The 23,000-nt window shown below is 71.1% G+C and carries 20 protein-coding genes and 3 pseudogenes; 10 read left to right on the forward strand and 13 right to left on the reverse strand.

Translation table 11 applies throughout. From position 1 onward, the window contains the following. Positions 1-9 precede the first annotated feature (9 nt). A complete protein-coding gene (gene fxlM, locus ACU6WZ_RS09300) occupies positions 10-2,091 on the forward strand; it encodes a methyltransferase, FxLD system (RefSeq protein ID WP_447032645.1) in 2,082 nt (693 codons plus the stop codon). A gap of 120 nt (positions 2,092-2,211) precedes the next feature. Here the strand turns inward: fxlM and ACU6WZ_RS09305 are convergent, their stop codons facing one another. Both ACU6WZ_RS09305 and ACU6WZ_RS09310 read right to left on the reverse strand, forming a co-directional pair. Continuing rightward, complete coding sequence (locus ACU6WZ_RS09305; RefSeq protein ID WP_447032495.1) at positions 2,212-2,463, reverse strand: hypothetical protein; 252 nt, start codon at positions 2,461-2,463, stop codon at positions 2,212-2,214. Positions 2,464-2,480: 17 nt separating this feature from the next. Beyond that, on the reverse strand, positions 2,481-3,554 hold the full coding sequence (locus ACU6WZ_RS09310) for an IS4 family transposase (protein ID WP_447032494.1): 1,074 nt from the start codon (positions 3,552-3,554) through the stop codon (positions 2,481-2,483). 207 nt (positions 3,555-3,761) lie between these two features. Here ACU6WZ_RS09310 and ACU6WZ_RS09315 point away from each other — a divergent pair, with 207 nt between their 5' ends. Next, on the forward strand, positions 3,762-4,886 hold the full coding sequence (locus tag ACU6WZ_RS09315) for a hypothetical protein (protein ID WP_447032646.1): 1,125 nt from the start codon (positions 3,762-3,764) through the stop codon (positions 4,884-4,886). Positions 4,887-4,946: 60 nt separating this feature from the next. Here the strand turns inward: ACU6WZ_RS09315 and ACU6WZ_RS09320 are convergent, their stop codons facing one another. From ACU6WZ_RS09320 to ilvA, 4 genes are all read right to left on the reverse strand, one after another. Continuing rightward, positions 4,947-5,570, reverse strand: a complete 624-nt coding sequence (locus ACU6WZ_RS09320) for a formylglycine-generating enzyme family protein (RefSeq protein ID WP_447033950.1) — start codon at positions 5,568-5,570, stop codon at positions 4,947-4,949. Between the two features lie 206 nt (positions 5,571-5,776). After that, positions 5,777-6,640, reverse strand: coding sequence for an ABC transporter permease (locus ACU6WZ_RS09325; protein WP_447032647.1), 864 nt, complete (start codon positions 6,638-6,640; stop codon positions 5,777-5,779). Continuing rightward, on the reverse strand, positions 6,637-7,608 hold the full coding sequence (locus ACU6WZ_RS09330; RefSeq protein WP_447032648.1) for an efflux ABC transporter ATPase subunit, DrrA-related: 972 nt from the start codon (positions 7,606-7,608) through the stop codon (positions 6,637-6,639). Before ACU6WZ_RS09330 ends, ACU6WZ_RS09325 begins: the two co-directional genes overlap by 4 nt. Before the next feature lie 146 nt (positions 7,609-7,754). After that, complete coding sequence (ilvA, locus tag ACU6WZ_RS09335; RefSeq protein ID WP_447032649.1) at positions 7,755-8,987, reverse strand: threonine ammonia-lyase; 1,233 nt, start codon at positions 8,985-8,987, stop codon at positions 7,755-7,757. Between the two features lie 167 nt (positions 8,988-9,154). Between ilvA and ACU6WZ_RS09340 the strand changes: the two genes are divergently transcribed. The 4 genes and pseudogenes from ACU6WZ_RS09340 (at position 9,155) to ACU6WZ_RS09355 (ending at position 10,816) form a co-directional block, all read left to right on the forward strand. Beyond that, positions 9,155-9,694, forward strand: coding sequence for a MarR family winged helix-turn-helix transcriptional regulator (locus ACU6WZ_RS09340; RefSeq protein WP_447032650.1), 540 nt, complete (start codon positions 9,155-9,157; stop codon positions 9,692-9,694). A 32-nt stretch (positions 9,695-9,726) separates the two neighbouring features. After that, positions 9,727-10,227, forward strand: a pseudogene (locus ACU6WZ_RS09345) (sigma factor-like helix-turn-helix DNA-binding protein); the annotation flags it as partial. 76 nt (positions 10,228-10,303) lie between these two features. After that, a complete protein-coding gene (locus ACU6WZ_RS09350; protein WP_447032651.1) occupies positions 10,304-10,555 on the forward strand; it encodes a hypothetical protein in 252 nt (83 codons plus the stop codon). Between the two features lie 69 nt (positions 10,556-10,624). Beyond that, entirely contained in the window at positions 10,625-10,816 is a 192-nt protein-coding gene (locus ACU6WZ_RS09355) for a DUF1059 domain-containing protein (protein WP_447032652.1), read from the forward strand. 245 nt (positions 10,817-11,061) lie between these two features. Here ACU6WZ_RS09355 and ACU6WZ_RS09360 read toward each other — a convergent pair whose 3' ends face one another. Next, positions 11,062-12,207, reverse strand: a complete 1,146-nt coding sequence (locus ACU6WZ_RS09360; protein WP_447032653.1) for a cystathionine gamma-synthase — start codon at positions 12,205-12,207, stop codon at positions 11,062-11,064. A 70-nt stretch (positions 12,208-12,277) separates the two neighbouring features. Here ACU6WZ_RS09360 and ACU6WZ_RS09365 point away from each other — a divergent pair, with 70 nt between their 5' ends. Then, positions 12,278-13,384 (forward strand): major capsid protein, encoded by a 1,107-nt coding sequence (locus tag ACU6WZ_RS09365; protein WP_447032654.1) that lies wholly within the window; start codon positions 12,278-12,280, stop codon positions 13,382-13,384. Positions 13,385-13,536: 152 nt separating this feature from the next. Continuing rightward, on the forward strand, positions 13,537-14,199 hold the full coding sequence (gene msrA / locus ACU6WZ_RS09370) for a peptide-methionine (S)-S-oxide reductase MsrA (RefSeq protein ID WP_447032655.1): 663 nt from the start codon (positions 13,537-13,539) through the stop codon (positions 14,197-14,199). Positions 14,200-14,510: 311 nt separating this feature from the next. Here the strand turns inward: msrA and ACU6WZ_RS09375 are convergent. After that, positions 14,511-15,191, reverse strand: a pseudogene (locus tag ACU6WZ_RS09375) (transposase); the annotation flags it as partial. Here ACU6WZ_RS09375 and ACU6WZ_RS09380 point away from each other — a divergent pair. After that, a pseudogene (locus tag ACU6WZ_RS09380) lies at positions 15,182-15,559 on the forward strand (GNAT family N-acetyltransferase); the annotation flags it as partial. The pseudogenes ACU6WZ_RS09375 and ACU6WZ_RS09380 sit on opposite strands and share 10 nt — an antisense overlap. Positions 15,560-15,601: 42 nt before the next feature. Here ACU6WZ_RS09380 and ACU6WZ_RS09385 read toward each other — a convergent pair. Beyond that, positions 15,602-16,645 carry an NAD(P)-dependent alcohol dehydrogenase gene (locus tag ACU6WZ_RS09385; protein ID WP_447032656.1) on the reverse strand — a complete coding sequence of 348 codons (1,044 nt, stop codon included), beginning with the start codon at positions 16,643-16,645 and terminating at the stop codon, positions 15,602-15,604. 335 nt (positions 16,646-16,980) lie between these two features. Continuing rightward, positions 16,981-18,261: a L,D-transpeptidase gene (locus ACU6WZ_RS09390; RefSeq protein ID WP_447032657.1), complete on the reverse strand. Its 1,281-nt coding sequence runs from the start codon at positions 18,259-18,261 to the stop codon at positions 16,981-16,983. 455 nt (positions 18,262-18,716) lie between these two features. Here ACU6WZ_RS09390 and ACU6WZ_RS09395 point away from each other — a divergent pair, with 455 nt between their 5' ends. Next, positions 18,717-19,010 carry a hypothetical protein gene (locus ACU6WZ_RS09395; protein ID WP_447032658.1) on the forward strand — a complete coding sequence of 98 codons (294 nt, stop codon included), beginning with the start codon at positions 18,717-18,719 and terminating at the stop codon, positions 19,008-19,010. Between the two features lie 30 nt (positions 19,011-19,040). On the opposite strand, the gene hutH is transcribed toward ACU6WZ_RS09395, so the two are convergent. The 3 genes from hutH to ACU6WZ_RS09410 all read right to left on the reverse strand — a co-directional run bounded on the left by hutH (position 19,041) and on the right by ACU6WZ_RS09410 (position 22,996). Further along, positions 19,041-20,585, reverse strand: coding sequence for a histidine ammonia-lyase (gene hutH / locus ACU6WZ_RS09400; RefSeq protein ID WP_447032659.1), 1,545 nt, complete (start codon positions 20,583-20,585; stop codon positions 19,041-19,043). Positions 20,586-20,737: 152 nt separating this feature from the next. Then, a complete protein-coding gene (locus tag ACU6WZ_RS09405; protein ID WP_447032660.1) occupies positions 20,738-21,913 on the reverse strand; it encodes a GGDEF domain-containing protein in 1,176 nt (391 codons plus the stop codon). 267 nt (positions 21,914-22,180) lie between these two features. Beyond that, complete coding sequence (locus ACU6WZ_RS09410; protein WP_447032661.1) at positions 22,181-22,996, reverse strand: enoyl-CoA hydratase/isomerase family protein; 816 nt, start codon at positions 22,994-22,996, stop codon at positions 22,181-22,183. Positions 22,997-23,000 lie beyond the last annotated feature (4 nt).

The following is a 23,000-nucleotide window of genomic DNA, read 5'->3' on the forward strand; positions in this document are numbered from 1 at the left end:
GGACTCCGGATGCCCCCTGACCGCTGGCACCAGCACAGCATCGTCTTCCCCGACCGCGAGACGGCCCAAGAGGTCATCGCCGACCGCCTCGGCCCGACTCTGTTCGCCGCGGAAACCGGAGGGCAGCTCACCGGCTGGTGGTTCATGAGCAAGCAGCCCTGGCCGCTGCGGTACCGCACCGGCGGCCCGCCCTCCCCCATCGTCGAGAGGCAGCTCAGCGACCTCGTCGACGAAGGCAGGGTCGTGGAGTGGCTGCCCCGTATCTACGAGCCCGAGACCTTCACCTTCGGTGGCGAAGAGGCGATGGCCGCCGCGCACGACCTCTTCGCCCACGACAGCCGCCACCTGCTCACCTACCAGCCCGGCCCCGGACACCTGGGCCGCCGGGAGACCGCCGTCCTCCTGATGAGCACGTTGATGCGGGCGGCCGGCCTGGACTGGTACGAGCAAGGCGACGTGTGGGCGAAGGTCGCCGACCTGCGCCCGGCCACCGACCCGCTTCCCGCCGAGCGTGCAGCCGCCCAAGCCCCGGCCATACAGGCGCTGATGACAACCGACGCCCACAGCTTGTGCCGCCCGGACGGCCCGCTCGACGGACACGGCGAATGGGTGACCGCGTTCGAACGGACCGGGGCGGCCCTCGCGCGACTCGCCCACGGCAGCCTCACCCGGGGTCTGCGGGCCATCATCACCCACCACGCCATCTTCCACGCCAACCGCGCAGGTCTCCGGATGTCCGACCAAAGCGCCCTGTCCACACTCGCACGAAAGGCAGTCATGGGAACGAGTGACAACACCGCGTCAGCGGCTGGAGAGACCCCCGAAACCGATAGCCTCAGCGCGGTGAACACCGACACCATCGCCACACCCGACGCCGTCGCCGAACGCCTGCGCAACGCCCTGGTCGACCAGATCCGTGCGGACGGGCACGCCCGCACGCCCGCCGTCGAAACTGCTCTGCGCACCGTGCCCCGCCACAAGTTCGTGCCCGACGTGTCGCTCGATGAGGCCTACGCCAACGCGCCGGTGAGCATCAAGTACGACACCGACGGAACGTCGATCTCCTGCGCCTCCCAGCCGGACGTCGTCGCCCTCATGCTGGACCAGATCGAGGCCCAGCCCGGCGAGCGAATCCTCGAGCTCGGCGCGGGCACCGGCTACAACGCCGGTCTGCTCGCCCACCTGGTCGGCGAGAGCGGAAGCGTCACCACCATCGACGTCGACGACGACATCGTGGAGGGCGCCCGCGCGCACCTCGCCGCGGCCGGCTTCACCAACGTTGTGGCACTCATTCGCGACGGAGCCGTCGGCCACGCAGAGGGAGCACCGTACGACCGGATCATTGCCACCGTCGGCGCGCACGGCGTGCCGCATGCCTGGCTGCAGCAGCTCGCCCCCAGCGGCCGGCTCGTGGTCCCCCAGCGCCTCAAGGGCAGCGTGTCCCGCTCGATCGCCTACGAGCAGCGCGACGGCCGATGGGTGTCTCTCGACAGCGAGATGAACACGTTCATGCCGCTCAGGAGGGGCATCGCCGACGATGACCGTCGCGTCGTCCCGCTCAGCACGGACGGCACCGTTCGGCTCCAGGCTCCCGCCGGGCAGCACATCGACGCCGACGCTTTGGCCGGTGTCCTCGACCAGCCGCGCACCGAAGAGTGGACCGGCGTGACGGTCCGTGCGATGGAGTCGCCGGAGTGGATGGAGCTGTTCGTCACCTGCTCCCTACCGTCCGGCCTGATCCGGATGCTTTTTCCGAAGGCCGCGAAGGGCACAGTGCTCACCGAGGACCCCTACCCCTCATCAACCGCGGCCGTCGACAAGGGCGCCGTCACCTACCTCGCCCGCCGACTGTCCGACCAGAAGACACCCCAAGGCGGGAAGCTCTGGGAGTTCGGCGTCATCGGCCACGGCCCCGGCAGCGACGAACTGGCCGCGCGGGTCGCGAAAGCGATCCGCACCTGGGACCGCGAATACCGCGGCCGTGAGGCGACGTTCGAGATCCAGCCCCTCGACGCGCCGCCGATCGAGCAGCGCCCCGGCCTGTTCGCACTCGACACCCCGCTGAACCGCATCGTCGTCGACTGGCAGTGACGCCCCGCGCGTAACAGACGCCGCCCGTCGGCCGCGCGGTCGGCGGGCAGCGCCGTTTCCTCACCCCTTCACTACCGTCCCGGGGGGACCCATGGACCAATGCCGGGAAGCTTGGCTTGATCATCTCGTGTGGCTGTCGGGCTCCGCGGTGGTCGGCGGGGTTGTGTCGAGTGGGATGATTTCGATCCCGTATCCGGTGATTTTTGTGCTGCGGCTGGCCGGCCCGGCGGGTTTCGAGGGGAAGATGGAGCTGGGGCGTTTCACGGTCCGGGGGCAGACCCGCAGGCGTCGCTCGGCCGATCGCAGGTTCGCCAGCAGCGACGTGGTCATCTCGGCGAGGTGGGTGCCGATCCGCGCCGTGGTGCGGATCACGGTGTCCCGGGCGACGGTCAGGGCGACAGTGAAGGAGAGCCGGTCGGCATCGAGCCCGTGGCCGGCGGCGGTGGAACTGATCGTGCGGCGGATCGCCTGGTGGGTGACGAGATACGCCCAGATCTCCTGGTTGACAGCGCGGGTGTCTTCGATCTCAGGACGGCGCGTGCCCCGCGCTGAGTGATCTTCAAGTCCCGGAATTCGAGCTCGGATTCCCACCGCTGGGAATACAGTGCGGCCAGTTCACCGGCGGGGAAGGCCGCAGGGTCGAGCAAGGTGGTGATGAGCCGGTAGGGCTCATGGCGTCGTGACCCGTCGGCGGCCTCGATGACGACCACCATCTCGATCACCCGGATCCGTACCGACCGGGGCCGCCCCGCCAGGGCTTTCGTGATGTTCTTGTGCGCGTGCCGGGTCGCGAGCCAGGAGCCGTCGGGCAGGACCTCGTCGGGGACCAGCCGCACCGCCGCCGAGATCCGCCACAACAGATCCGCCCCGCCGGCGGCGGCATCGACCCACAGCAGCCAGCCCGGGAATCCCCGGTCGGCCAGGACCAGCATCCCGGGGCGCATCCGGTCCAGCAGGCGCCGTGTCAGGTCCTGCTCACAGACCCGGCGGATGTCGAACGCCACCCCGAGCAGCGCCCGGGTCCCGCACTCGATCAGCGCGACCAGGCGGACCTGGGGGAACGCGGCGATCCGCCGCTGATTGCGGGTCCGGCCGAACACCGCGTTCACCGCGGTGTCGGCGACCTCGAGAAACGTGCCGTCCACCGAGGCCAGCCGAAGCCCCCGCCAGAACACCCCCGGCATCGCGACCGTGCCGACCGGCCCGGCGATCCGCTCGAACAGTAACCGGAACGGCTCCGGGCCCAGCGTGACGCGGCGCTGCCGCAGCGCCGAGGAGGAGACCAGCTGGCCCCGCGCGGCCAGCCGCGCCGTCCCACCGGCCAGCTTCGACAGCACCGACCGGTAGCCGTCTCTCGGGAACAGCGTCAACGCGAGCACGAAGAACACACACGTCACCGCGCAGAGTTTGCCGTCACTACGCCGGTCCCCGCGGCCGGAAGCCGCCAGCACATCCGTGACCATCCGCCGTGTCACAACCTGGCGCAACACACCCAGCTGCCCCGTCTGTCCCGCGCTCGCACGCGACGACCCCTCTATGCCAGACTCCCCAGACAACGAAGCTCCTGTTCCGAACAAGTCGATCGTGGTAGATCGCTCGTTCTACAGGAGCTTCGCTGCATCCAGCGCCCGCACACGAGATGATCAAGCCAAGCTTCCCGGCATTGACCCATGGACCCGCACGGACCCATAGCCAAGCGCTTCCCGCTCGTCGCCCGATTCCGGCCCGCATGCCTGCCCCTCCCGGATCGGGTGCGCGCCCTCGTCACGCTGGCCGACACCGCGGCGTCGCAGCACGACCAAGGGCAGGCCTCGGCCGTCTACAACCAATCCGCCCTCATCGCCTCCGACCTCGGCCTACCCGACGTCGCGCGCGAGATGTGCCACCAGCACGCCGCCGCCTACCTGCACGCCTGCCCCCTGACCGCCATGAGCGCGATCCGCGGACTGGAGCCCGTCGTCAACCTCGCCCGCCTGCAGATCCGAGCCGGCCACCCCGACAACGGCCGCCAACGGCTTCTCGACCTGTACGAAGCCGTTGGCGCGGGCGCGGCCGCCGAGTTCGAGGGCATCGCCGTGCCGGCCGACCTCACTGGGGACGAGGCGCACCGCGAAGAGGTCCGCGCGTGGCTGTGGCGCGTCCTGCTTGCCGACGGCGCCCGCACCCTCACCACCACGGGCCGATGGGCCCAAGCGCTGGCCCACATCGAGCAGCACCGCGGTGTCGGCAAACGGATGCTCGACGGCCGCCAGGTCGCCGTTCTCGCCGCCCTCACGGCGGGAGACACCCGGCACGCCGCGGACCTCCTCGCCGAAACGGCGCCCGGTGACCCGTGGGAGCAAGCCGTCACCGTCTGCCTGACAACCCTGTGCCGTCGTGAAGCCGGCCAGCCGGTCGATGAGCACCTGCAGGACCTGGTAGCGATCTACGTCGAGCGCAAGGCCGAGCGCGGCATGACCGTCTTCGACATCCGGCTCGGCCTCACGGTCCTGGACGCCATCGGCTACCCCGACAGCCCAGCCTCGCGCCGCGTCGTCGCGGAGCTTCACCGCCGGACGGTGGACGCCAACGATGGATACGCCGCGCGCGAGAGCCTGGCGGATGTCCTCTTCGTCGAGCTCGCAACGGACCGGCAGGTGCAGGATTGCCGTGATCTGGTGCGTGCCTGTGCGCTCGGGGCGGAGTTCGTTCCTGACGGGCCGTACAACGACTTGGTAGCCGCTCTGCGCACCAGCGACCGCGTCATCCGAGAAAGCCTCTGTCGCCGCCAAATCCCGCTGTCGCCGCTTCCCTGATGCCATCCGGGCCACCGGAGCGAGCCACCCGCCCCCGTCACCTGGCGGGGCCGGCGTGGATCAGCGGGCGGGGGAACGGGCGAGGCGGAAGCCGACGTCGTCGACCTGGTAGGCGGGATGGCTGCGGCGGCGGGCCGAGGCCCGGCAGCTCCAGTGTTCGTCGAACCAGCCGCCGCCGCGCAGCACCCGGTAGGTGCCGTAGACCTCGGCGTCGTAGATGTCCCAGCACCAATCCCAGACGTTGCCGAGCATGTCGTGCAGGCCCCACGGGTTGGGCGCCTTGCCGCCCACGTCGTGGATGCGCTCGCCGGAGTTGCCCCGGTACCAGGCGATCTCGTCGAGCGCCCCGTAGCGCGGCCCCGTCGTACCGGCGCGGCAGGCGTGCTCCCACTCCGCTTCGGTGGGGAGCCGGTATCCGTCGGCCGACGCGTCCCACTCGATGCCTTCGGCTTCCGCCTGAACGTCGTAAGCGGGTGTGAACCCGTCACGCTCGGACAGGGCGTTGCAGAAGCGGACCGCGTCCCACCAGGAGACGCCCTCGACGGGGAGCCGGTCGCCGTGGGCGGTGCTGGGCCGTTGGCCGGTGAGCTGCGCGTACAGCGCCTGCGTGACCGGGAACGGCGCGAGGTGGTAGGGCGCGAGCTCGACCGACCAGGAGCGCTGCGTCCGCCGGTCCGACAGCATTACCTGCCCCGGCGGGACAGCGATCAGGTCGTCTGCTGCGCTCACGGCTTCCATGGGCAGGTGATCCTACCGGCGCCCCGGGGGGCGCGCCCCAGGGACCCGAGAGCCCCCGGCCGGAGGTCCGGTCGGGGGCTATCGGCGACTGGCAGGGGACCGGTCGGGGCCGTGGGTGCGGCCGCCGGTGCGGGAGGTGACGGGTGGTCAGGTCAGGCCGTTGCCGAGCGGTACTTGCGGACGGCCAGGGTGCGGAAGACCACGATGATCAGGACCGACCAGAGCAGCGAGGCCCAGATCGGGTGCTGCATCGGCCAGGCGTCTGCGGCCTGGAAGCCCGGCGGCAGATTGCCGAACAGCTCCCGGCAGGCCTGCACGGTGGCGCTGAACGGATTCCACTCGGCGACGTGTTGGAGGAACCCCGGCATCTTGCTGGCGTCGACGAAGGCGTTCGAGATGAACGTCAGCGGGAACAGCCAGATCAGCCCACCGGAGGTCGCCGCCTCCGGAGTACGGACCGTGAGTCCGATCAGGGCGCCGATCCAGGAGAACGCGTATCCCAGCAGAAGCAGCAGACCGAAGCCGACCAGCACCTTGCCGATGTTCTCGTGGGTGCGCCAGCCGATGATCAGCGCGACGACGGCCAGCACGACCAGGGTGAGGGCGGTCTGCACCAGGTCCGCGAGCGTACGTCCCGTGAGGACCGCGCCGCGCGCCATGGGCAGCGACCTGAACCGGTCGATGAGGCCCTTGTGCATGTCGTCCGCGATGCCCGCGCCCGCGCCCGCCGTGGCGAAGGTGACGGTCTGGGCGAAGATGCCGGCCATCAGGTACTCACGGTAGTCCGCGGTACTGGTGCTGCCGCCGACCTGGATCGAGCCGCCGAAGACGTAGGTGAACAGCACCACGAACATGATCGGCTGGATGAGCCCGAAGATGATCATTTCGGGGATCCGCATCATACGGATCAGATTCCGCTTGGCCACGACGAGCGAGTCGGTGACCGACTGGCTGATGCCGCCGCGCGCCTGCGGGGCGCGGGGGCCCGGGTGCACGGTGTCCGTCACTGCGCTCACTTGGCGGCCTCCGCTGCTTCTTCGGCGGCTTGTGCCGCGTGACCCGTCAGAGAGATGAAGACGTCGTCGAGGGTGGGCCTGCGCAGGCCGATGTCGTCGATCCCGACGCCCCGCGCGTCCAGTTCCCGGATGACCTCGGCGAGCAGCTTGGCGCCGCCGGTGACCGGGACGGTGATCTTGCGGGTGTGCTGCTCGGTCTTGCTCAGGCCCTTGCCGAAGCCGCGCAGGACCTCCTCGGCCACGGTGAGGTGATCGCGCTCGTGCACGACGAGCTCGACGCGCTCGCCTCCCGTCTGTGCCTTGAGCTGGTCGGAGGTGCCGCGGGCGATGACCCGGCCATGGTCGATGACGCAGATGTCGTGGGCCAGGTGATCGGCCTCTTCGAGGTACTGGGTGGTGAGCAGCAGCGTCGTACCGCCCGCCACCAGCTCCTGGATGACCTCCCACAGCTCCTGGCGGTTTCGCGGGTCGAGTCCGGTGGTCGGCTCGTCCATGAACATCACGGGCGGGCTGACGACCAGCGCGGCCGCGAGGTCGAGGCGGCGGCGCATGCCGCCGGAGTAGGTCTTGGCGGTGCGGTCAGCGGCGTCGGTGAGGTGGAAGCGCTCCAGCAGCTCCTCGGCGCGGGCCTTCGCCGCCTTGGCGGAGATCTGGTAGAGCCTGCCGACCATCTGGAGGTTCTCACGACCGGTGAGGTACTCGTCGACGGCGGCGAACTGGCCGGAGAGGCCGATCGACCGGCGCACTTCGTTGGGGTGCTTGAGTACGTCGATCCCGGCGACGACCGCCTTGCCGCTGTCGGGCCGCAGCAGGGTGGTCAGTACGCGCACGGCGGTGGTCTTGCCCGCGCCGTTCGGACCGAGCAGTCCCAGGACGGTGCCTTCCGGCACATCGAGATCGACTCCGTCGAGAGCCTTGACGTCGCCGAAGGTTTTCACCAGGCCTTCGGCGTGGATGGCGCCTGGCATAAGGGGTCCCCCATGGTTTGGGTGTGTCCTACGCGAACTTTAATTTTCACCGGGATCCGCCGCTCGGTGAAACGGATTTACGCGAGACACACAGTAACGCGATGTATCGCGTTACGGGAAGGGATTCGGGAAACCCTTCAGGGCCCTCAGACCATCACCGTGTATCCCGACTCCCGCAGCGCCGACCTGACCTCCGTGCAGTGCTCGGGGCCCTTCGTCTCCAGGTGCAGCTCCACCTCCACCTCGGTCAGTCCGAGCCGCGGATCGGTCCGTACGTGACCCACATCGAGCACGTTGGCGTCCACCACCGACAGCACCCCCAGGAGCGTCGCCAGCGCCCCCGGACGGTCGGACAGGCGCAGCCGCAGCGACAGGTAGCGGCCCGCGGCGGCCATGCCGTGGCGCAGGATGCGCTGCATCAGCAGCGGGTCGACGTTGCCGCCCGACAGCACCGCCACGACCGGACCCTCGAACGACTCGGGCCTGCTCAGCAGCGCCGCGACCGAGCTCGCGCCGGCCGGCTCCACGACCATCTTGGCCCGCTCCAGGCAGAGCAGCAGCGCACTCGCCAGCTCGTCCTCGGTGACGGTGACGACCCCGTCGAGCAGCTGATTGATGATCGCGAAGGGTATGTCGCCGGGCCGCCCCACCTTGATGCCGTCCGCCATCGTCTGCATCGCCGTCTCCAGCGTCACCGGCCGTCCGGCCGCCAGCGACGGCGGGTAGCCGGCCGCGTTCTGCGCCTGTACGCCGATGATCCGCACGTCGGGGCGCAGCGCCTTCACCGCGATCGCGATGCCCGCCGCGAGCCCGCCGCCGCCCACGCCGACGACGATCGTCCGTACCTCGGGGCACTGCTCCAGGATCTCCAGGCCGAGCGTGCCCTGGCCGGCGACGATGTCCGGGTGGTCGAAGGGGTGGATGAAGACCGCGCCCGTCTCGTCGGCGTACCGCTGCGCGGCGGCCAGCGTCTCGTCCACCACCTGTCCGTGCATGCGTACGTCCGCGCCGTAGTCGCGGGTCGCCGCGATCTTCGGCAGCGGAGCCCCGACCGGCATGAACACCGTGGAACGCACGCCGAGCAGGGAGGAGGCGAGCGCGACGCCCTGCGCGTGGTTGCCGGCGCTGGCGGCCACGACGCCCGCCGCGCGCTCCTCCGGGGACAGGCCGGCGATACGTACGTACGCACCCCGCAGCTTGAACGAGCCGGTCCGCTGGAGGTTCTCGCACTTCAGCAGGACCGGGCCCCCCACCAGCTGCGACAGGTAGCGGCTGCCCTCCATCGCCGTGCACCTGGCGACACCGGAGAGCATTTTCTGCGCCCCCCGTATGTCGTCGAGGATCAGGGTGCGCAGGGGGTCGGGCGTACTGAAGCTCATGTCAGCAAGTCTGGCAGCTCGGGGGTGGCGCGACGGCCGGGGCGGGAGCCCGTTCCACCGTTGCCCACCGTTCCCGACCGTTTCTCGCAGCGCCGGTACGCACCCGCTGCCACCCGCGTACTCTGTCCCCCACCAAACCGACCACCGCACGAAGAGAGCCCCCAGCCATGCCCACCTCCCAGGACATGACGACTGATCCGGACACCGGCCTCCTCGATGCCCTCCAGCACCAGGTGGCCGTCTTCGCCCGCCGCGCCGAACAGACCAGGCTCGGCGGCGTCGGGCAGGTCCGCAACTCCATGGACCGCGCGGCGTATCTGCTGCTCAACCGGCTCGACCAGGAAGGCCCGATGGGCGTCAAGGCGCTCGCGGCGGGCATGGGGATCGACTCCTCGACGGTGACCCGGCAGGTCGCGCCGCTCGTCGACACGGGGCTGGTCAAGCGCACGTCGCATCCGGAGGACGGCCGGGCGGTCGTGCTCCAGCTGTCGCCGCGCGGGCAGGCGCGACTGAACGAGGTACGGTCCTCGCGCCGCGAGCTGATGGCGCAGGTGACGGACGGCTGGAGCCCGGAGGAACGCGACTCCTTCTGCACGCTCCTCACGCGCTTCAACGGCGCCCTCTCGGCGCGTCAGAGCGCGGCGGCGGCGGAGACCGGCGCGGAGGCGGGTGCGGAGGACGCTTCCGAGGTGGCGCCGACCTCTTGACCCCGGGCCCGTTCTTGGCCTGATATGAGGGCGTGCGAGAGCGGCAGGCAGCGACGAACCGCCGCAGGGCCCGTGAGTTCGAGGCGTTCGTGGCGGGCGCGGCAGGGCGGCTGCTGCATGCCGCGACGCTGCTGACGGCCGAGCCGCCGTACGACAACTCCGGCGCGCGGCGGCTGCTGACGGCGGCGCTCTCCCGCACGTACGCGGACTGGGACCGGCTGCGGGGCGAGGATCCGTACGACCGCACCCGCCAGGAACTGGCCTTGCGGTACGCGCGCGGAGCGTGGCGCCGGGGGTGGGGGTGGGAGCGCCGATGGCCTCGGCCGCGGCGTGGGCCGGGCGCCGGGGACAGGTGCGGGGTGCTGGCGCGGCTGACACCGCAGGAACGGCTGATTCTCGTTCTGCGCCTGTACGAGGGCGTGGCCGAAGAGCAGACGGCGGCACAGATCGGGCTGCCGGCGGAGCGGGTCCGGGCGATCTGTTCGCGCGCGATCGCGGTGATGCGCAGCGGTGAGCGGCGTGCGGGGGCGGCGTCCGGAACCGGGGCCGGATCCGGGACGGCGGCGGCGTCTGGAACCGGGGCCGGGTCCGGGACGGCGTCGGGGCGCCATGAGCCGTGTCGACCGCAAGCAGGACGAGGTGCGGCGCCTGCTGGAGGGGCCCCACCCGCCGGTCCCCGCAGACCTCGCCGTACGCGCCGCCGAGCGCGGGGCCCGGCTGCTGCGGCGCCGCCTTGCCGTACGGCGGGTGCTGTGGGTGCTGGCCGCGCTGGCGGTGGTGGCGTTCGCGCTGTGGGCGGGGGCGGCGGAGCCGTGGCGGGTGCCGCCGTCGGATGTGGCGCCGCCGCTGGAGGGCTGGTAGGCGGCGCCTGCCGCTTTGCCCTGATCTACGCTGGTAGGGGGGCCGTGCACACGAGCCGAGGAGATCGTCATGACCCGGAGAGTGGCCGACTGCCGGAAGGCGCCCAGCGTGAGCAACTGCAGCCTGAGGATCGCCGGCGAGGAAGAGGAAGTCGTACGCGCGGCCGCCGAGCACGCGGTGTCCGTCCACGAGCACGAGGACACCCCGGAGCTTCGCCAGATGGTCCGGGAGTCCATGGACGACGAGAAGCCGGGGATCTGATTCGCCTGGTCTCGCGCGCCGGCCCGGACGCCCGGCGCGGAGCGGGCGCCCTGGAACCGGAACCAGGCGCTGGAGCTGCCCGCCGATGCGGCGCCGTCTCCTCGGGTGCCGAAGGGACAAAGCCGACTGGATCCCACAGCCCGTACAGGCTGCCCCAGGCGGGAAACGCCCCGGCCCTCCGTCCCGGCGGCGGGAGGGGGCCGGGGCGTTGGGAGGGGGCCGGGGCGTCCCCCGGGGCGCGGCGGTCAGCCCAGCATCTGCTTCAGGTCCGCCAGGAGGTCGTCCGCCGACTCGATCCCCACCGAGACCCGCACCAGGTCCGCCGGAACCTCCAGCGCCGACCCCGCCACCGACGCGTGCGTCATCCGGCCGGGGTGTTCGATCAGCGACTCCACGCCGCCCAGCGACTCACCGAGCGTGAACAGCTTCGCCCGGTTGCAGACTTCGACCGCCGCCTCCTCGCCGCCCTCGACGCGGAACGACACCATGCCGCCGAACGCCTTCATCTGCTTGGCGGCGATCTCGTGACCGGGGTGCTCGGGCAGACCCGGGTAGAGGACCTGGGTGACGCGCGCGTGACGGGTCAGCATGTCGGCGACGCGGGTCGCGTTCTCGCTGTGCCGGTCCATCCGTACCGCCAGCGTCTTGATCCCGCGCAGCACCAGCCACGCGTCGAACGGCCCGGCCACCGCGCCCATCGCGTTCTGGTGGTACGCCAGCTCCTCGCCCAGCGCCGTGTCGCTCACGATCAGCGCGCCGCCGACGACGTCGGAGTGCCCGCCCATGTACTTCGTCGTGGAGTGCACGACGACGTCCGCGCCGAGCGCCAGCGGCTGCTGGAGGTAGGGGCTGGCGAAGGTGTTGTCGACGACCAGACGCACCCCGGCCGCCCGCGCGACACCCGCGAGCGCCGCGATGTCGCTGATGCCGAGCAGCGGGTTGGAGGGGGTCTCGACCCAGATCACCTTGGTCTTCGGGGTGAGGGCGGCCCGTACCGCCGCCGGGTCGGACGTGTCCGCCACCGAGAACTCGACGCCCCACCGGGAGACGACCTTGGCGAAGAGCCGGAAGGTGCCGCCGTAGGCGTCGTTGGGGATGACCACGTGGTCGCCGGGGCTCAGCAGGGTCCGCAGCAGGCAGTCCTCCGCCGCCAGCCCGGACGCGAAGGCCAGCCCGCGGCTGCCGCCTTCCAGCGCCGCGAGGTTCTCCTCCAGGGCGGTGCGTGTCGGGTTGGCGCTGCGGCTGTACTCGTAGCCGCCGCGCAGTCCGCCCACGCCGTCCTGCTTGTACGTGGACACCTGGTAGATCGGCGGGACGACCGCGCCCGTGAGAGGGTCCGCGGTGTTCCCGGCGTGGATCGCGAGGGTCTCGAAACTGTGCTGGTCGCTCATGGGACCCGAGCGTAGTTCGTTCCCGCCCCCGGCCCGTCCCGGTTGTGCCGGCGTCCGGGACAATGGAGCCATGGAGATTCTCTGGTTCCTGATCGCGCTGTGCATCCTGGCGGCGGTCATCGGTCCCGTCGTCCTGCGCAGGCGCGCCGGCGGCATCCGTCTGGTCGCGCCCGGCTCCCCCGACGCCGCCGACCCCGCCGACTACGGCTTCGTACGCCAGGAGCTGCTCGACGTACGGATGCCGGGCCCGGACCAGGACCTGGAGGACGTACTGGAAGTGGTGCAGCGCTCGCAGGAGTGGCAGGCCGCGGCGCAGCTGCTCGCCGGGACACCCAAGGACGGCGAGGTGCGCTGGCAGCGTGTGCAGGCCTTCGCCGGGGCCGCGTCCCTGGAGCTGGCGCAGCGGCCCGGCGAGGGCGGGCGCTGGCTGCGGGCGTGGCGCGCCGAGTCGCCGAAGGACGCGGGCGGGGCGCAGGTGCACGCGGAGTTCCTGGTGCAGCAGGCGTGGCGCACGTCGACACCGGGGACCGACGACTTCCGGATCATCCTGGAGGAGGCCCGCACGGTGTGCGCCGAGGCGACGCTGCTCGCGCCGGGCGACCCCGTCCCGTACCTCACCGAACTGGCAGTGGCCCGCGGACTGGCCTACCCGGAGCCGGAGTTCGACCAGCTGTGGGCGAAGGTCATCGACCGCGCCCCGACCCACATGGGCGCCCACCTCGCCGCGCTCAGCTACCGCAGCGAGAACTGGCACGGATCACGCGCGTACGCCGACGCCTTCGCGACCGCGGCCGCCGCCCGCGCCCCGCAGGGCTCACTGCTCGCCGCGCTTCCGCTCTTCGCGGTGTACGAGCACCTGCCCGAGGTCAACCTGGTGGGCGGCTTCTACCAGAGCGCGGTGGTGACCAAGGCGATGGAGGGCGCGCTGTACGCGGTGCACGCCGCCCGCGCCGACGACCCGATGCTCGCGCACGTACGCCACCTGCTGATCCTCTTCCTGGTCCGCGCCGAACGCTGGTCCGAGGCCATGCACCAACTCCGCCACGTCGACGGCCACGTCGGCGCCCTGCCCTGGACCCACAGCCCCGACCCGGCGGCCGACTACGCGGTCTACCGGGCGCTCGCGGTCGCCGGGTACGAGGCGAACGGCGGCAGCCCGGCGACGCTGCCGGGCTGAGGCGCTGCGCGAGCGTATCCGCACCGGACACCGCCTCGACACTGACCGGACCCTGACCGCACCCTGACGGGATACCGGGAGCCCGGCGCGGAATCCCTGGCCGCCCTCGTGCGTTGAACGTGAGGCGTACATCGTCCCAGAGGAGAGCCCGCATGATCTTCGGCCGTACCCCCCAGCTCCCCACCCCCGAACAGGCCCTGAAGGGCCGCTCCACCCCCGAGTTCGAGGTCCCGTCCCGGCACACGGTCCTGGGCAATCCCCTGGTGGGCCCGTATCCCGAAGGCCTGGAGACGGCGGACTTCGGGATGGGCTGTTTCTGGGGCGCGGAGCGTAAGTACTGGCAGACGGAGGGCGTGTGGACGACGCTCGTGGGCTACCAGGGCGGCCACACGGAAAACCCCGCGTACGAGGAGGCCTGCTCGGGCCTGACCGGGCACACGGAGGCGGTGCGCGTCGTCTTCGACCCGTCGGCCGTCTCGTACGAACAGCTGCTCAGGGTCTTCTGGGAAAGCCACAACCCGACGCAGGGCTTCCGCCAGGGCAACGACGTCGGCACGCAGTACCGCTCGGCGATCTACACGCACTCCCCCGCCCAGGCGGCAGCGGCGGAGGCGTCCCGCGAGGCGTACCAGAAGGTCCTCACAGCCTCGGGCCACGCCACGATCACCACGGAAATCCTCCCGGCGGACGGCCGCCCCTTCTGGCCTGCGGAGCCGTACCACCAGCAGTACCTCGACAAGAACCCCGCAGGCTACTGCGGCATCGGCGGGACGGGCGTCTCCTGCCCCATCGGCGTCGCGAAGGCCGATGGCTGAACCCCTCTCGCCGACTGTGACGGCGACGCTGCACGCGCTGCTTGCCGGTCCCGATCCGGTGAGCAGCGCTCTGCGCGCCCAGATCCATCCCGCACGCGCAGATGACGGGCCGATGTCGATGCGGCTGTGCGACGGTCGATCTGACCGTGGACCGCACGGTGGTCCAGCCGTCCCCGGCGCACGGTAATCCGGCTGCGGACGCCTGGTATTCCGTACCGGAGGACGCCGGGGTGATGGTCTTCACCACGGCCGGTTATCTCTCGCTCCTGGAGGTCTACTCGGCGTCCAGCGAGCCGATCACCACATGGCCCCCAACTGTGAAGCGTGGCCCGTTGGGGCTTGCGAAGCCGTACCCTCGCGCGGATGCCCGTGAGATCTTCCAGGGCGATCCCGCGCGAGGTGCGTGTCGCCTCAGCCACGATCTTCTTCGCGATCTTGTGATTGATGTCCTTCGCCCGCCGCGCTTCCTTGCGGCGCCTGCGCTGCGCGCGGCGCTTGGCAGACTTGGTGTTCTTCTTCTGCAACTTGGTGCGCAGCTTCCGGTCCCGTACCCGCAGGCGGTTCAGTTGCCGTCCGGCCATGATCTGACCGTCCGAGGTCGTAGCGATGTTCACGATCCCCAGGTCCACACCCAGGAAGTCCACCGGATCGGTGTTCAGCTGGGCTTCGGGAACCTCACAGGTGGCGATCAGGAACCAGGCGCCGTCCCGGCACAGCAGGTCCGGCTCACCCCTGCGGTACAAGGCGAGCGTCTTCAGCTGGTCCGGGCTGCCGGTGAACGCGACGCCCTTGATCCGGCCGCTGGTGGTCCAGCTGGAGGCGGTGCCCGCATCCAGCTGCCAGGACAGCATGCGGTCGTCATACGGCTGCGCCGACCCGGCCCGGAACCCGACCGGCTTCTGCGTGGCCCGGCGGTACCGCTTCGAGCCTGGCTTGCCGAGGTTCCCGGCCCGCAGGTTCGCCCGCAGGGTGGCGTAGGCATGGCTGGTTCGAGCTGCGGCCGCTCACCGAGGACAGCGCGGACGTCGTCGAGCTCGGGTACCGGCTCGCGAAGGAAGCGTGGGGAAAGGGGTACGCCACCGAAGGTTCGCGCGCGCTGATCCACCAGGCCTTCGCCGGCTTCGGCTCGCGGCGGGTCACCGCGAACACCATGCACGTGAACACGCGTTCGCGGCGCGTGATGGAAAGGGCGGGACTCCACTTCGTACGCCGCTGGTACGGGGACTGGCCCGAGGGCTCCATCGAGGGCGCCGAGCACGGAGAAGTCGAGTACGCGCTGACGCGGGACCAGTGGCGTGCGGCTGCGGCAGCGGCTGCGGGCCCGGTGTCCCCGGGCCCGCAGCCGCTCAGTCAGCCGTAGCGAGGGCGCTCATCCGCGCCGCGGTCTGCTCCGGGCCCGCCGTCAGATGGTCGCCGCGTCGATCACGAACCGGTAGCGCACGTCGCTCGCCTGGACCCGCTCGTACGCCTCGTTGATCTGGTCGGCGCGGATCAGTTCGATGTCGGCGCCCAGCCCGTGCTGCGCGCAGAAGTCGAGCATTTCCTGCGTCTCGGGGATGCCGCCGATCATCGAACCGGCCAGCGTCTTGCGGCCGCCGATCAGGGAGAACATGCTGAGCGAGTTCGGCTCCTCCGGCGCCCCCACGTTCACGAACGCCCCGTCCGTCTTCACGAGGCTCATGTACGCGTCCATGTCGAGCGGCGCGGAAACCGTCGAGACGACCAGGTCGAAGCTGCCGGTCAGCTCCTCGAACGTCTTCGGGTCGCTCGTCGCGTAGTAGTGGTCGGCGCCGAACCGCAGGCCGTCCTCCTGCTTGCGCAGGCTCTGGCTGAGTACGGTCACCTCGGCGCCCAGGGCGTGGGCGATCTTGACGCCCATGTGGCCGAGGCCGCCGAGCCCGACGATCGCGACCCTCTTGCCGGGGCCGGCGTGCCAGTGGACGAGCGGCGAGTAGAGCGTGATGCCGGCGCACAGCAGGGGCGCGGCCACGTCGAGGGAGATGCCCTCGGGGATGCGCAGGGTGTAGTTCTCGTCCACGACGATGTGCGTGGAGTAGCCGCCGTAGGTCGGCTCGCCGTTCTTGTCGAGGGCGTTGTACGTGCCGGTCATGCCCTGCTCGCAGAACTGCTCCAGGCCCTGCTCGCAGTACGTGCACTCGCGGCACGAGTCGACGAAGCACCCGACGCCGACCCGGTCGCCGACGGCGTGCTTGGTCACGCCGGCGCCTGCCTCGGTGACGACACCGGCGATCTCGTGGCCGGGGACCATGGGGAAGATGCCCTCGCCCCAGCCGTCCTTGGCCTGGTGGATGTCGGAGTGGCAGATTCCGGCGTACTTGATCTCGATCAGGACGTCGTGCTCGCCCACCTGACGCCGGGGCACGGAGATCTTCTCCAGCGGGGCGTTGGCGGCGGGCGCGGCGTAAGCGGCAACAGAAGTGGTCATGGCTTCGAGCCTGCCCGGTTCGGACCGATTCACCCACCCCCTGGCCCTGGTGTTCGAGCGCCGCCGGTCAGGGCTGATAGGGCGGTGCTTCGCCCCAGCCCCAGCGGGGGAAACTCGGGGTCGTCCGGCAGGCCCGTCTCGTCGGCGGCGTCCACCAGCAGGGACACCCAGCGGTGGCGCGCCCGGGGGCCGGTCAGGGTGCGCGGGGTGAACGAGGCCGCCCTGAGATTCGTATGAGTCCGTACGAGAGCGGGGGGCGCGGGGCGGGGGAACGGCGACGGGCGCCACCCCGCGTGGTGCGGGGTGGCGCCCGGAAGGGAGTTGGCGGCGTGGGATCAGACGGCGGAGCCGGCCTTCCACTGTGCCCAGTCCATGTTCCAGCCGTTGAGGCCGTTGTCCGGCTTGATGGTCTTGTCCGGGGAGTTCTTGACGATGACCACGTCGCCGACCAGCGAGTTGTTGAAGAACCACGCGCCGGGCTGCTTGGGGTCGTTGGCGCCCTTGGCGTCGTTCAGACCGACACAGCCGTGGCTGGTGTTGGCGCTGCCGAAGATCGAGTCGTCGCCCCAGTAGTTGCCGTGGATGAACGTGCCCGACGTGGACAGCCGCATGGCGTGCGGCACGTCCTTGATGTCGTACTCGCCCTTGCCGTCGTCGTCGGTGAAGCCGACCGTCGCACCGTTCATCCGGGTCTCCGTGAACTTCTCGGAGATCACCATCTGACCGTTGTACGTCGGGTTGTCGGGCGCGCCCGCCGAGATCGGGATCGTCTTGACGGTCTTGCCGTCCTGCGTGACGGTCATCGTCTTCGTCTTGGCGTCGACGGTGCTGACTCGGTTTCGGCCGACGGTGAAGGTGACGGTCTTGTCCTGGACGCCGTACTTCCCTTCGGCGCCCTCGACGCCGTCGAGCTCCAGCTTCAGGGTGACCGTGGAGCCGCCCTGCCAGTAGTCCTCCGGGCGGAAGTCCAGCCGCTGGGAGTTGAACCAGTGGCCGACGACTTCCTGGCCGCTGCTCGACGACACCTTGATGCCGCCCTGGACGGCCGCCTTGTCGGTGATCGCCTTGTCGAAGTTGATCGACACGGGCATGCCGACGCCGACCTTCGAGCCGTCCTCGGGGGTGAAGTTCCCGATGAAGCTGTTGTCGGGCGAGACGGTGGTGAAGGAGCTGTTCTCGTGCGCCTTACGGCCTTCAGAGTCGGCCGCCGTCACCGAGATCTTGTACGTCGTCGAGCGCTCCAGCTGCCCGTCCGGCTTCCAGCTCTTGCCGTCGGATGTGAGGGTGCCCGCGACCTCCTCGCCGGCCGACGAAGTCATGGTGACCTTGGTCAGCTTGCCTTCGGTGACGGTGACCTTGGTGCCGCTGTTGATGCTGACGTTGTCGGCGCCGCCCTTGGGGGTGATCGCTATTCGCGCCTTGGAGGTCTCCTTGGCCGCCGCCTCGTCGACGTCCGACTGCGGCCTCTTCGTGCTCTCGGCACTGGCCCCGGAGCCGGACTTCTCGCCGAAGTCCGCGCCGCCGCACGCCGAAAGCACCAAAGCCCCGCCAAGCAGTGCGGACACGGCGGTAAGGCGCCTGCGCCGCTTGCTGTCCGTCATCACACGCTTCTCCATCGTCGCCGATTCGCCACACACATCCCCGGCAGGGTCCGCCGGGCAGCGTTACCCTGCCACTGCCCACAACGCCCCCACCGGCGCGTTCGTTCCGCATCCGGGGGCAATGTGGGGAACACCACTGACAGACGCGGCCGCGCCGCCGCTGGTTGCGGCGGGGGCGTGCTGTCGTGAGCCGACCTTCCGGCCGACCCTCGGGCCGACGTTCCGGAGAACGCTACGCGAGGTGCCCGTCATCTTCCGCATCGTCCAGGTCATGGACGCACTGCCTTCGTAACGCCTTCCCCGGCAGGGACCGGGCATGTGTACGTTCCAGTCCGCCTGGATCCGAAGAAATCAGAACAATCAGCCCACAAGGCCGGCCCACGGCCCCCGCGACTTTCCTGCGGGCCGCTGCGTTCATTAGCATCGGGACACACGGCCAATTCCCGGTTGCCTCAAGGGGGATCGATTACGTGTCCGCACGCCGACCGCTGCTGACCGCCACCGCCGCGGGCGCACTCCTGTGTGCCCTGTGGTTCGTACCGTCCGCCAACGCCACGGCGGATAACGAGTCCGCGCCCCAGGCGCCCGCCTCGGCCCCGGCCGTGAGAGAGCAAGCGCCCGCGCGGGACGCCTCCCAGGGGCTCGTGCTCGCCGACACCGGCAGCGTGGACACCACCCCGTATCTGATCGGCGGCACGGCGTTCCTCGGTGCGGGCGCCGGTTTCGTGGCGTACTCCATGCGAAGGACCGTGCGCCCCGTCTGACGCACGGCCCTCCCCGTTACGCGTGACCCGTTACGCCAGCGGTCCGGTCACCGGCTCGACGGCCTCGACGAGCCTGCCCGCCCGTACGAACGTGTCGGCGGCGGCCAGATCGGGTGCCAGGAAGCGGTCGGGCCCCGGCCCCTCTACGCCCGCCGCCCGCACGGCCTTGATGACGGCCTGCGAGGCGGGCGCGGGCGTGAGCCCGTGGCGCAGCTCGATGCCGCGGGTGGCGGCGTACAGCTCGACGGCGATGATCCGCGTCAGGTTGTCGATGGTGGTTCGGAGCTTGCGCGCGGCCGACCAGCCCATCGAGACGTGGTCCTCCTGCATCGCCGAGGACGGAATCGAGTCGACGGAGGCCGGGGCGGCGAGCCGCTTCATCTCGCTGACCAGGGCGGCCTGCGTGTACTGAGCGATCATGAGCCCGGAGTCGACACCCGCGTCGTCCGCGAGGAAGGGCGGCAGCCCGTGGGACCGGTTCTTGTCGAGCAGCCGGTCGGTGCGGCGCTCGCAGATGGAGCCGAGGTCGGCGGCGGCGATAGCGAGGAAGTCGAGTACGTACGCGACCGGCGCCCCGTGGAAGTTGCCGTTGGACTCGACGCGCCCGTCGGGCAGGACGACCGGGTTGTCGACGGCGGCGGCCAGTTCCCGCTCGGCGACGGTCAGCGCGTACGTGAGGGTGTCCCGGCCCGCGCCGGCCACCTGCGGGGCGCAGCGCACCGAGTAGGCGTCCTGGACGCGGGGGGCGTCGTCCTGGTGGTGGCCGGTGAGGCCGGAACCGGCGAGAACGCGCAGCATGTTGTCGGCCGAAGCGCCCTGGCCGGGGTGGGGCCGTATGGCGTGCAGGTCGGGTGCGAGCACCTTGTCGGTGCCGAGCAGGGCTTCGAGGCTGAGGGCGGCGGTGATGTCGGCGGAGGTGTAGAGCCGCTGGAGGTCGCCGATCGCCATGATCAGCATGCCGAGCATGCCGTCGGTGCCGTTGAGGAGGGCCAGGCCCTCCTTCTCGCGCAGCTCGACGGGTGCGATGCCGTGGGCGGCGAGCAGCTCGCCGGCCGGGCGGACGGTTCCGTCGGGGCCCTCTGCGTCGCCTTCGCCCATCAGGGCGAGCGCGCAGTGGCTGAGCGGGGCGAGGTCGCCGGAGCAGCCGAGCGATCCGTACTCGTGCACGACGGGGGTGATCCCGGCGTTGAGCAGGTCGGCCATGGTCTGCGCGACCTGGGGGCGTACGCCGGTGTGACCGGAGGCGACGGTCTTCAGCCGCAGGAACATCAGTGCGCGTACGACCTCGCGCTCGACGTGCGGACCCATCCCGGCGGCGTGTGACCGGACGATGTTGCGCTGCAACTGGGCGCGCAGATCTTGGCTGATGTGCCGGGAGGCGAGGGCGCCGAAGCCGGTCGAGACGCCGTAGACGGGCTCAGGCTTGGCGGCCAGCGCGTCGACGATCTCGCGGGATGCGGCGAGGGCGGCGAGGGCGTCTGCGGAGAGTTCGACCCTGGCGTTGCGGCGGGCTACGGCGATGACGTCCGCTGCGGTCGTCCCGGACGTCCCCAGCACGACTGTGTGCATATCCATATTCAGAACCCTACGGACTGAATCCCTTCCTGTCACCACCGGACGCCACCTGGACCCCTTACCGGGGCGCACCTTCACACCGGGTTCCGCCCCGGACCCCCGCTGCTCGAACGCCGGAGGGGCTGGATCTCACCGCGCACACCTGGCCCCGCCTACCCCTCCGGCCGCCGGCCCCGGAACTGCCGGCGGTCGTGCGGCGCGGCCGGCGGCGTGTCGGCGAGCCGGACCACCGCCCCGTCGCGCCCGGCCACCACCGGATTCGGCGAACGCGCGGCCTTCGCCCGGTACTGCGCCGCGTCGGCGAGCCGGAACAGCCGCCGGGCCGTCCGCACCGGCCCGATGGGGTCGCCCGTCGAGGCGACCCCGCACGCGACGCCCTCCCCGAGCTCCATCTCCCCCGCCCGTACGCACAGCTGCTCCGCGACCCGCACCACCGCGTCCGACCCCGGACCCACCGTGAGCAGGCAGAACTCGTCGCCCCCCAGCCGGGCCGCCAGCGCCCCCGGCAGCATCGCCCCGCACACGGAAAGCACCGAGCCGAAACGTTCAAGCAGACGGTCGCCCACCGCATGGCCCAGCGTGTCGTTGACCCGCTTGAGGCCGTTCACGTCACAGACCACCAGGCTGACGACCGCCCCGGACGCGCGGTGCCGCTCGACCGCCTCATCGAGCCCCATGTCGACGGCGCGCCGGTTGGCCAGCCCCGTCAGCGGATCGGTGAACGCGAGCTTGCTGATCTCCTCAAGCCGTTCCATCTGCGCGATGCCCGCCGCCACGACGGAAGCCAGCACCGTCGCGAAGTGCGCGTCGGACCGCCCGAAGACCGGCGCGCCGGCCGGGCGCGCGACGTACAGCTCGCCCCATGCCCGTCCGCGCAGCACGATCGGCGCCACGACGCAGGACCCGCGCCCCCGCCGCCGCAGCGCCGCCACCCGCTGATGGCAGCACCCGGCCGAGCCCGGCGGGCCCCCGGGACCGGCCGAACCGGCCGAACCCCCCGCCACCCCCTCCGCCGTCTCCACCCAGGCGTTCGGCCCGCCCCCGCCCGCCCACTTCTCGTGCAGGAACTCGGCGATCTCCGGGAACTGGTGGACGGGATACGTCTCCGCCTCGGGGAACTCCTCCTCGCCCGGCGCCAGTGCCCCCGCGTTGACGAGCACCCGCAGCTGCCCCAGCTCGCGCTCCCACACCGAAACCGCCGCGAAGGTGCCACCCAGGGCCTCGCTCACGCCCAGCGCGGCCGCCCTCCAGGACTCGCGTGCGGTGTGCGCCGCCGCCATCGCCTGCGCCAGCGTCACGACGGCCCGCAGCCGCGCATCCTCACCCATCTCCCCAGCTTAGGGAGTTTTGTGCCGGTTTGAACCTTTAGAGCGACCGGCAAACAGGGGGCGGCGTCGCGGGGTCTGGCACGCATATCCGCCGGTCGCTCTTACGGCCTGGTGCGCGATAAGGGGACGGGCCCGCGGCGTCGGCTACGGCACCTCGCCGCGTTGGCGAAACGCCCTACTAGCTCCGCTATGAGGACGCTCCGCTGCCTTGCGATGCACCGCATCCGACGCCGCGGGCTGATCCGCCCCCTATCGCGCACCAGGCCCTTATTCGCCCGGCCACTGAGGCGTGCGCTTCTCGTTGAACGCCGCCACACCCTCCGCCCGGTCGCCCGAGAAGGCCACCGAACGCCAGGCCGCGTCCTCGACCTCCAGGCCCGCCCGCAGGTCGAGGCCGTGCCCGAGCCGCATCGCCCGCTTCGCCGCCCGCAGGCCCACCGGCGAGTTCGCGGCGATGCGTGCGGCCAGCTCCAGCGCCTCCTCGCGGTCCCGCCCCGCCTCCACCAGCCGGTCCACCAGCCCGAGCTCCGCCGCCTCAGCCGCCTCGACCCGTCGCGCCGTGAACACCAGCTCCGCCGCCCGCGCCGCCCCGACCCTGCGCGGCAGCAACTGCGTACCGCCGCCGCCGGGAATGACGCCGACCGACACCTCGGGCAGCCCGACCACCGCCGTACGGTCGGCCACGATCAGGTCGCAGGCCAGCGCCAGCTCGAAGCCGCCGCCCAGCGCGAAGCCGTGCACGGCGGCGACGGTCGGCATCGGCAGCTCCAGTACGCCGGTGTACGCCGCCCGGGCGACCGGGCGCTGACGTACCAGCTCGGCGTCGGTGAAGGAGTTGCGCTCCTTGAGGTCGGCGCCCACGCAGAAGGCCCGCTCATGGCTGGAGGTGACCACCGTGACGCGCACCTGCGGGTCCGCGCCGAGCGCGTCGCAGGCGGCCGCGAGGGAGCGGGCCATGTCGGTGGAGACGGCGTTCATCGCCTTGGGCCGGTCAAGGACCAGCTCGGCGACGTACCCGCGCCTGCGTACGCCGACGAACTCCCCGAATCTCTGCTGCTCCTGCTGTTCCTGCTGCCCGCTCATGGCT

The organism is Streptomyces hypolithicus, from assembly GCF_052934925.1.

Bases quoted from the DNA above. Each gene is read 5' to 3' on its own strand.
- fxlM (WP_447032645.1), top strand. From the start codon at position 10: ATGCCCCCTGACCGCTGGCACCAGCACAGCATCGTCTTCCCCGACCGC.
- ACU6WZ_RS09310 (WP_447032494.1), bottom strand. From the start codon at position 3,554: ATGGTCACGGATGTGCTGGCGGCTTCCGGCCGCGGGGACCGGCGTAGT.
- ACU6WZ_RS09315 (WP_447032646.1), top strand. From the start codon at position 3,762: ATGGACCCGCACGGACCCATAGCCAAGCGCTTCCCGCTCGTCGCCCGA.
- ACU6WZ_RS09320 (WP_447033950.1), bottom strand. From the start codon at position 5,570: ATGCTGTCGGACCGGCGGACGCAGCGCTCCTGGTCGGTCGAGCTCGCG.
- ACU6WZ_RS09330 (WP_447032648.1), bottom strand. From the start codon at position 7,608: ATGCCAGGCGCCATCCACGCCGAAGGCCTGGTGAAAACCTTCGGCGAC.
- ilvA (WP_447032649.1), bottom strand. From the start codon at position 8,987: ATGAGCTTCAGTACGCCCGACCCCCTGCGCACCCTGATCCTCGACGAC.
- ACU6WZ_RS09340 (WP_447032650.1), top strand. From the start codon at position 9,155: ATGCCCACCTCCCAGGACATGACGACTGATCCGGACACCGGCCTCCTC.
- ACU6WZ_RS09350 (WP_447032651.1), top strand. From the start codon at position 10,304: ATGAGCCGTGTCGACCGCAAGCAGGACGAGGTGCGGCGCCTGCTGGAG.
- ACU6WZ_RS09355 (WP_447032652.1), top strand. From the start codon at position 10,625: ATGACCCGGAGAGTGGCCGACTGCCGGAAGGCGCCCAGCGTGAGCAAC.
- ACU6WZ_RS09360 (WP_447032653.1), bottom strand. From the start codon at position 12,207: ATGAGCGACCAGCACAGTTTCGAGACCCTCGCGATCCACGCCGGGAAC.
- ACU6WZ_RS09365 (WP_447032654.1), top strand. From the start codon at position 12,278: ATGGAGATTCTCTGGTTCCTGATCGCGCTGTGCATCCTGGCGGCGGTC.
- msrA (WP_447032655.1), top strand. From the start codon at position 13,537: ATGATCTTCGGCCGTACCCCCCAGCTCCCCACCCCCGAACAGGCCCTG.
- ACU6WZ_RS09385 (WP_447032656.1), bottom strand. From the start codon at position 16,645: ATGACCACTTCTGTTGCCGCTTACGCCGCGCCCGCCGCCAACGCCCCG.
- ACU6WZ_RS09390 (WP_447032657.1), bottom strand. From the start codon at position 18,261: ATGGAGAAGCGTGTGATGACGGACAGCAAGCGGCGCAGGCGCCTTACC.
- hutH (WP_447032659.1), bottom strand. From the start codon at position 20,585: ATGGATATGCACACAGTCGTGCTGGGGACGTCCGGGACGACCGCAGCG.
- ACU6WZ_RS09405 (WP_447032660.1), bottom strand. From the start codon at position 21,913: ATGGGTGAGGATGCGCGGCTGCGGGCCGTCGTGACGCTGGCGCAGGCG.
- ACU6WZ_RS09410 (WP_447032661.1), bottom strand. From the start codon at position 22,996: ATGAGCGGGCAGCAGGAACAGCAGGAGCAGCAGAGATTCGGGGAGTTC.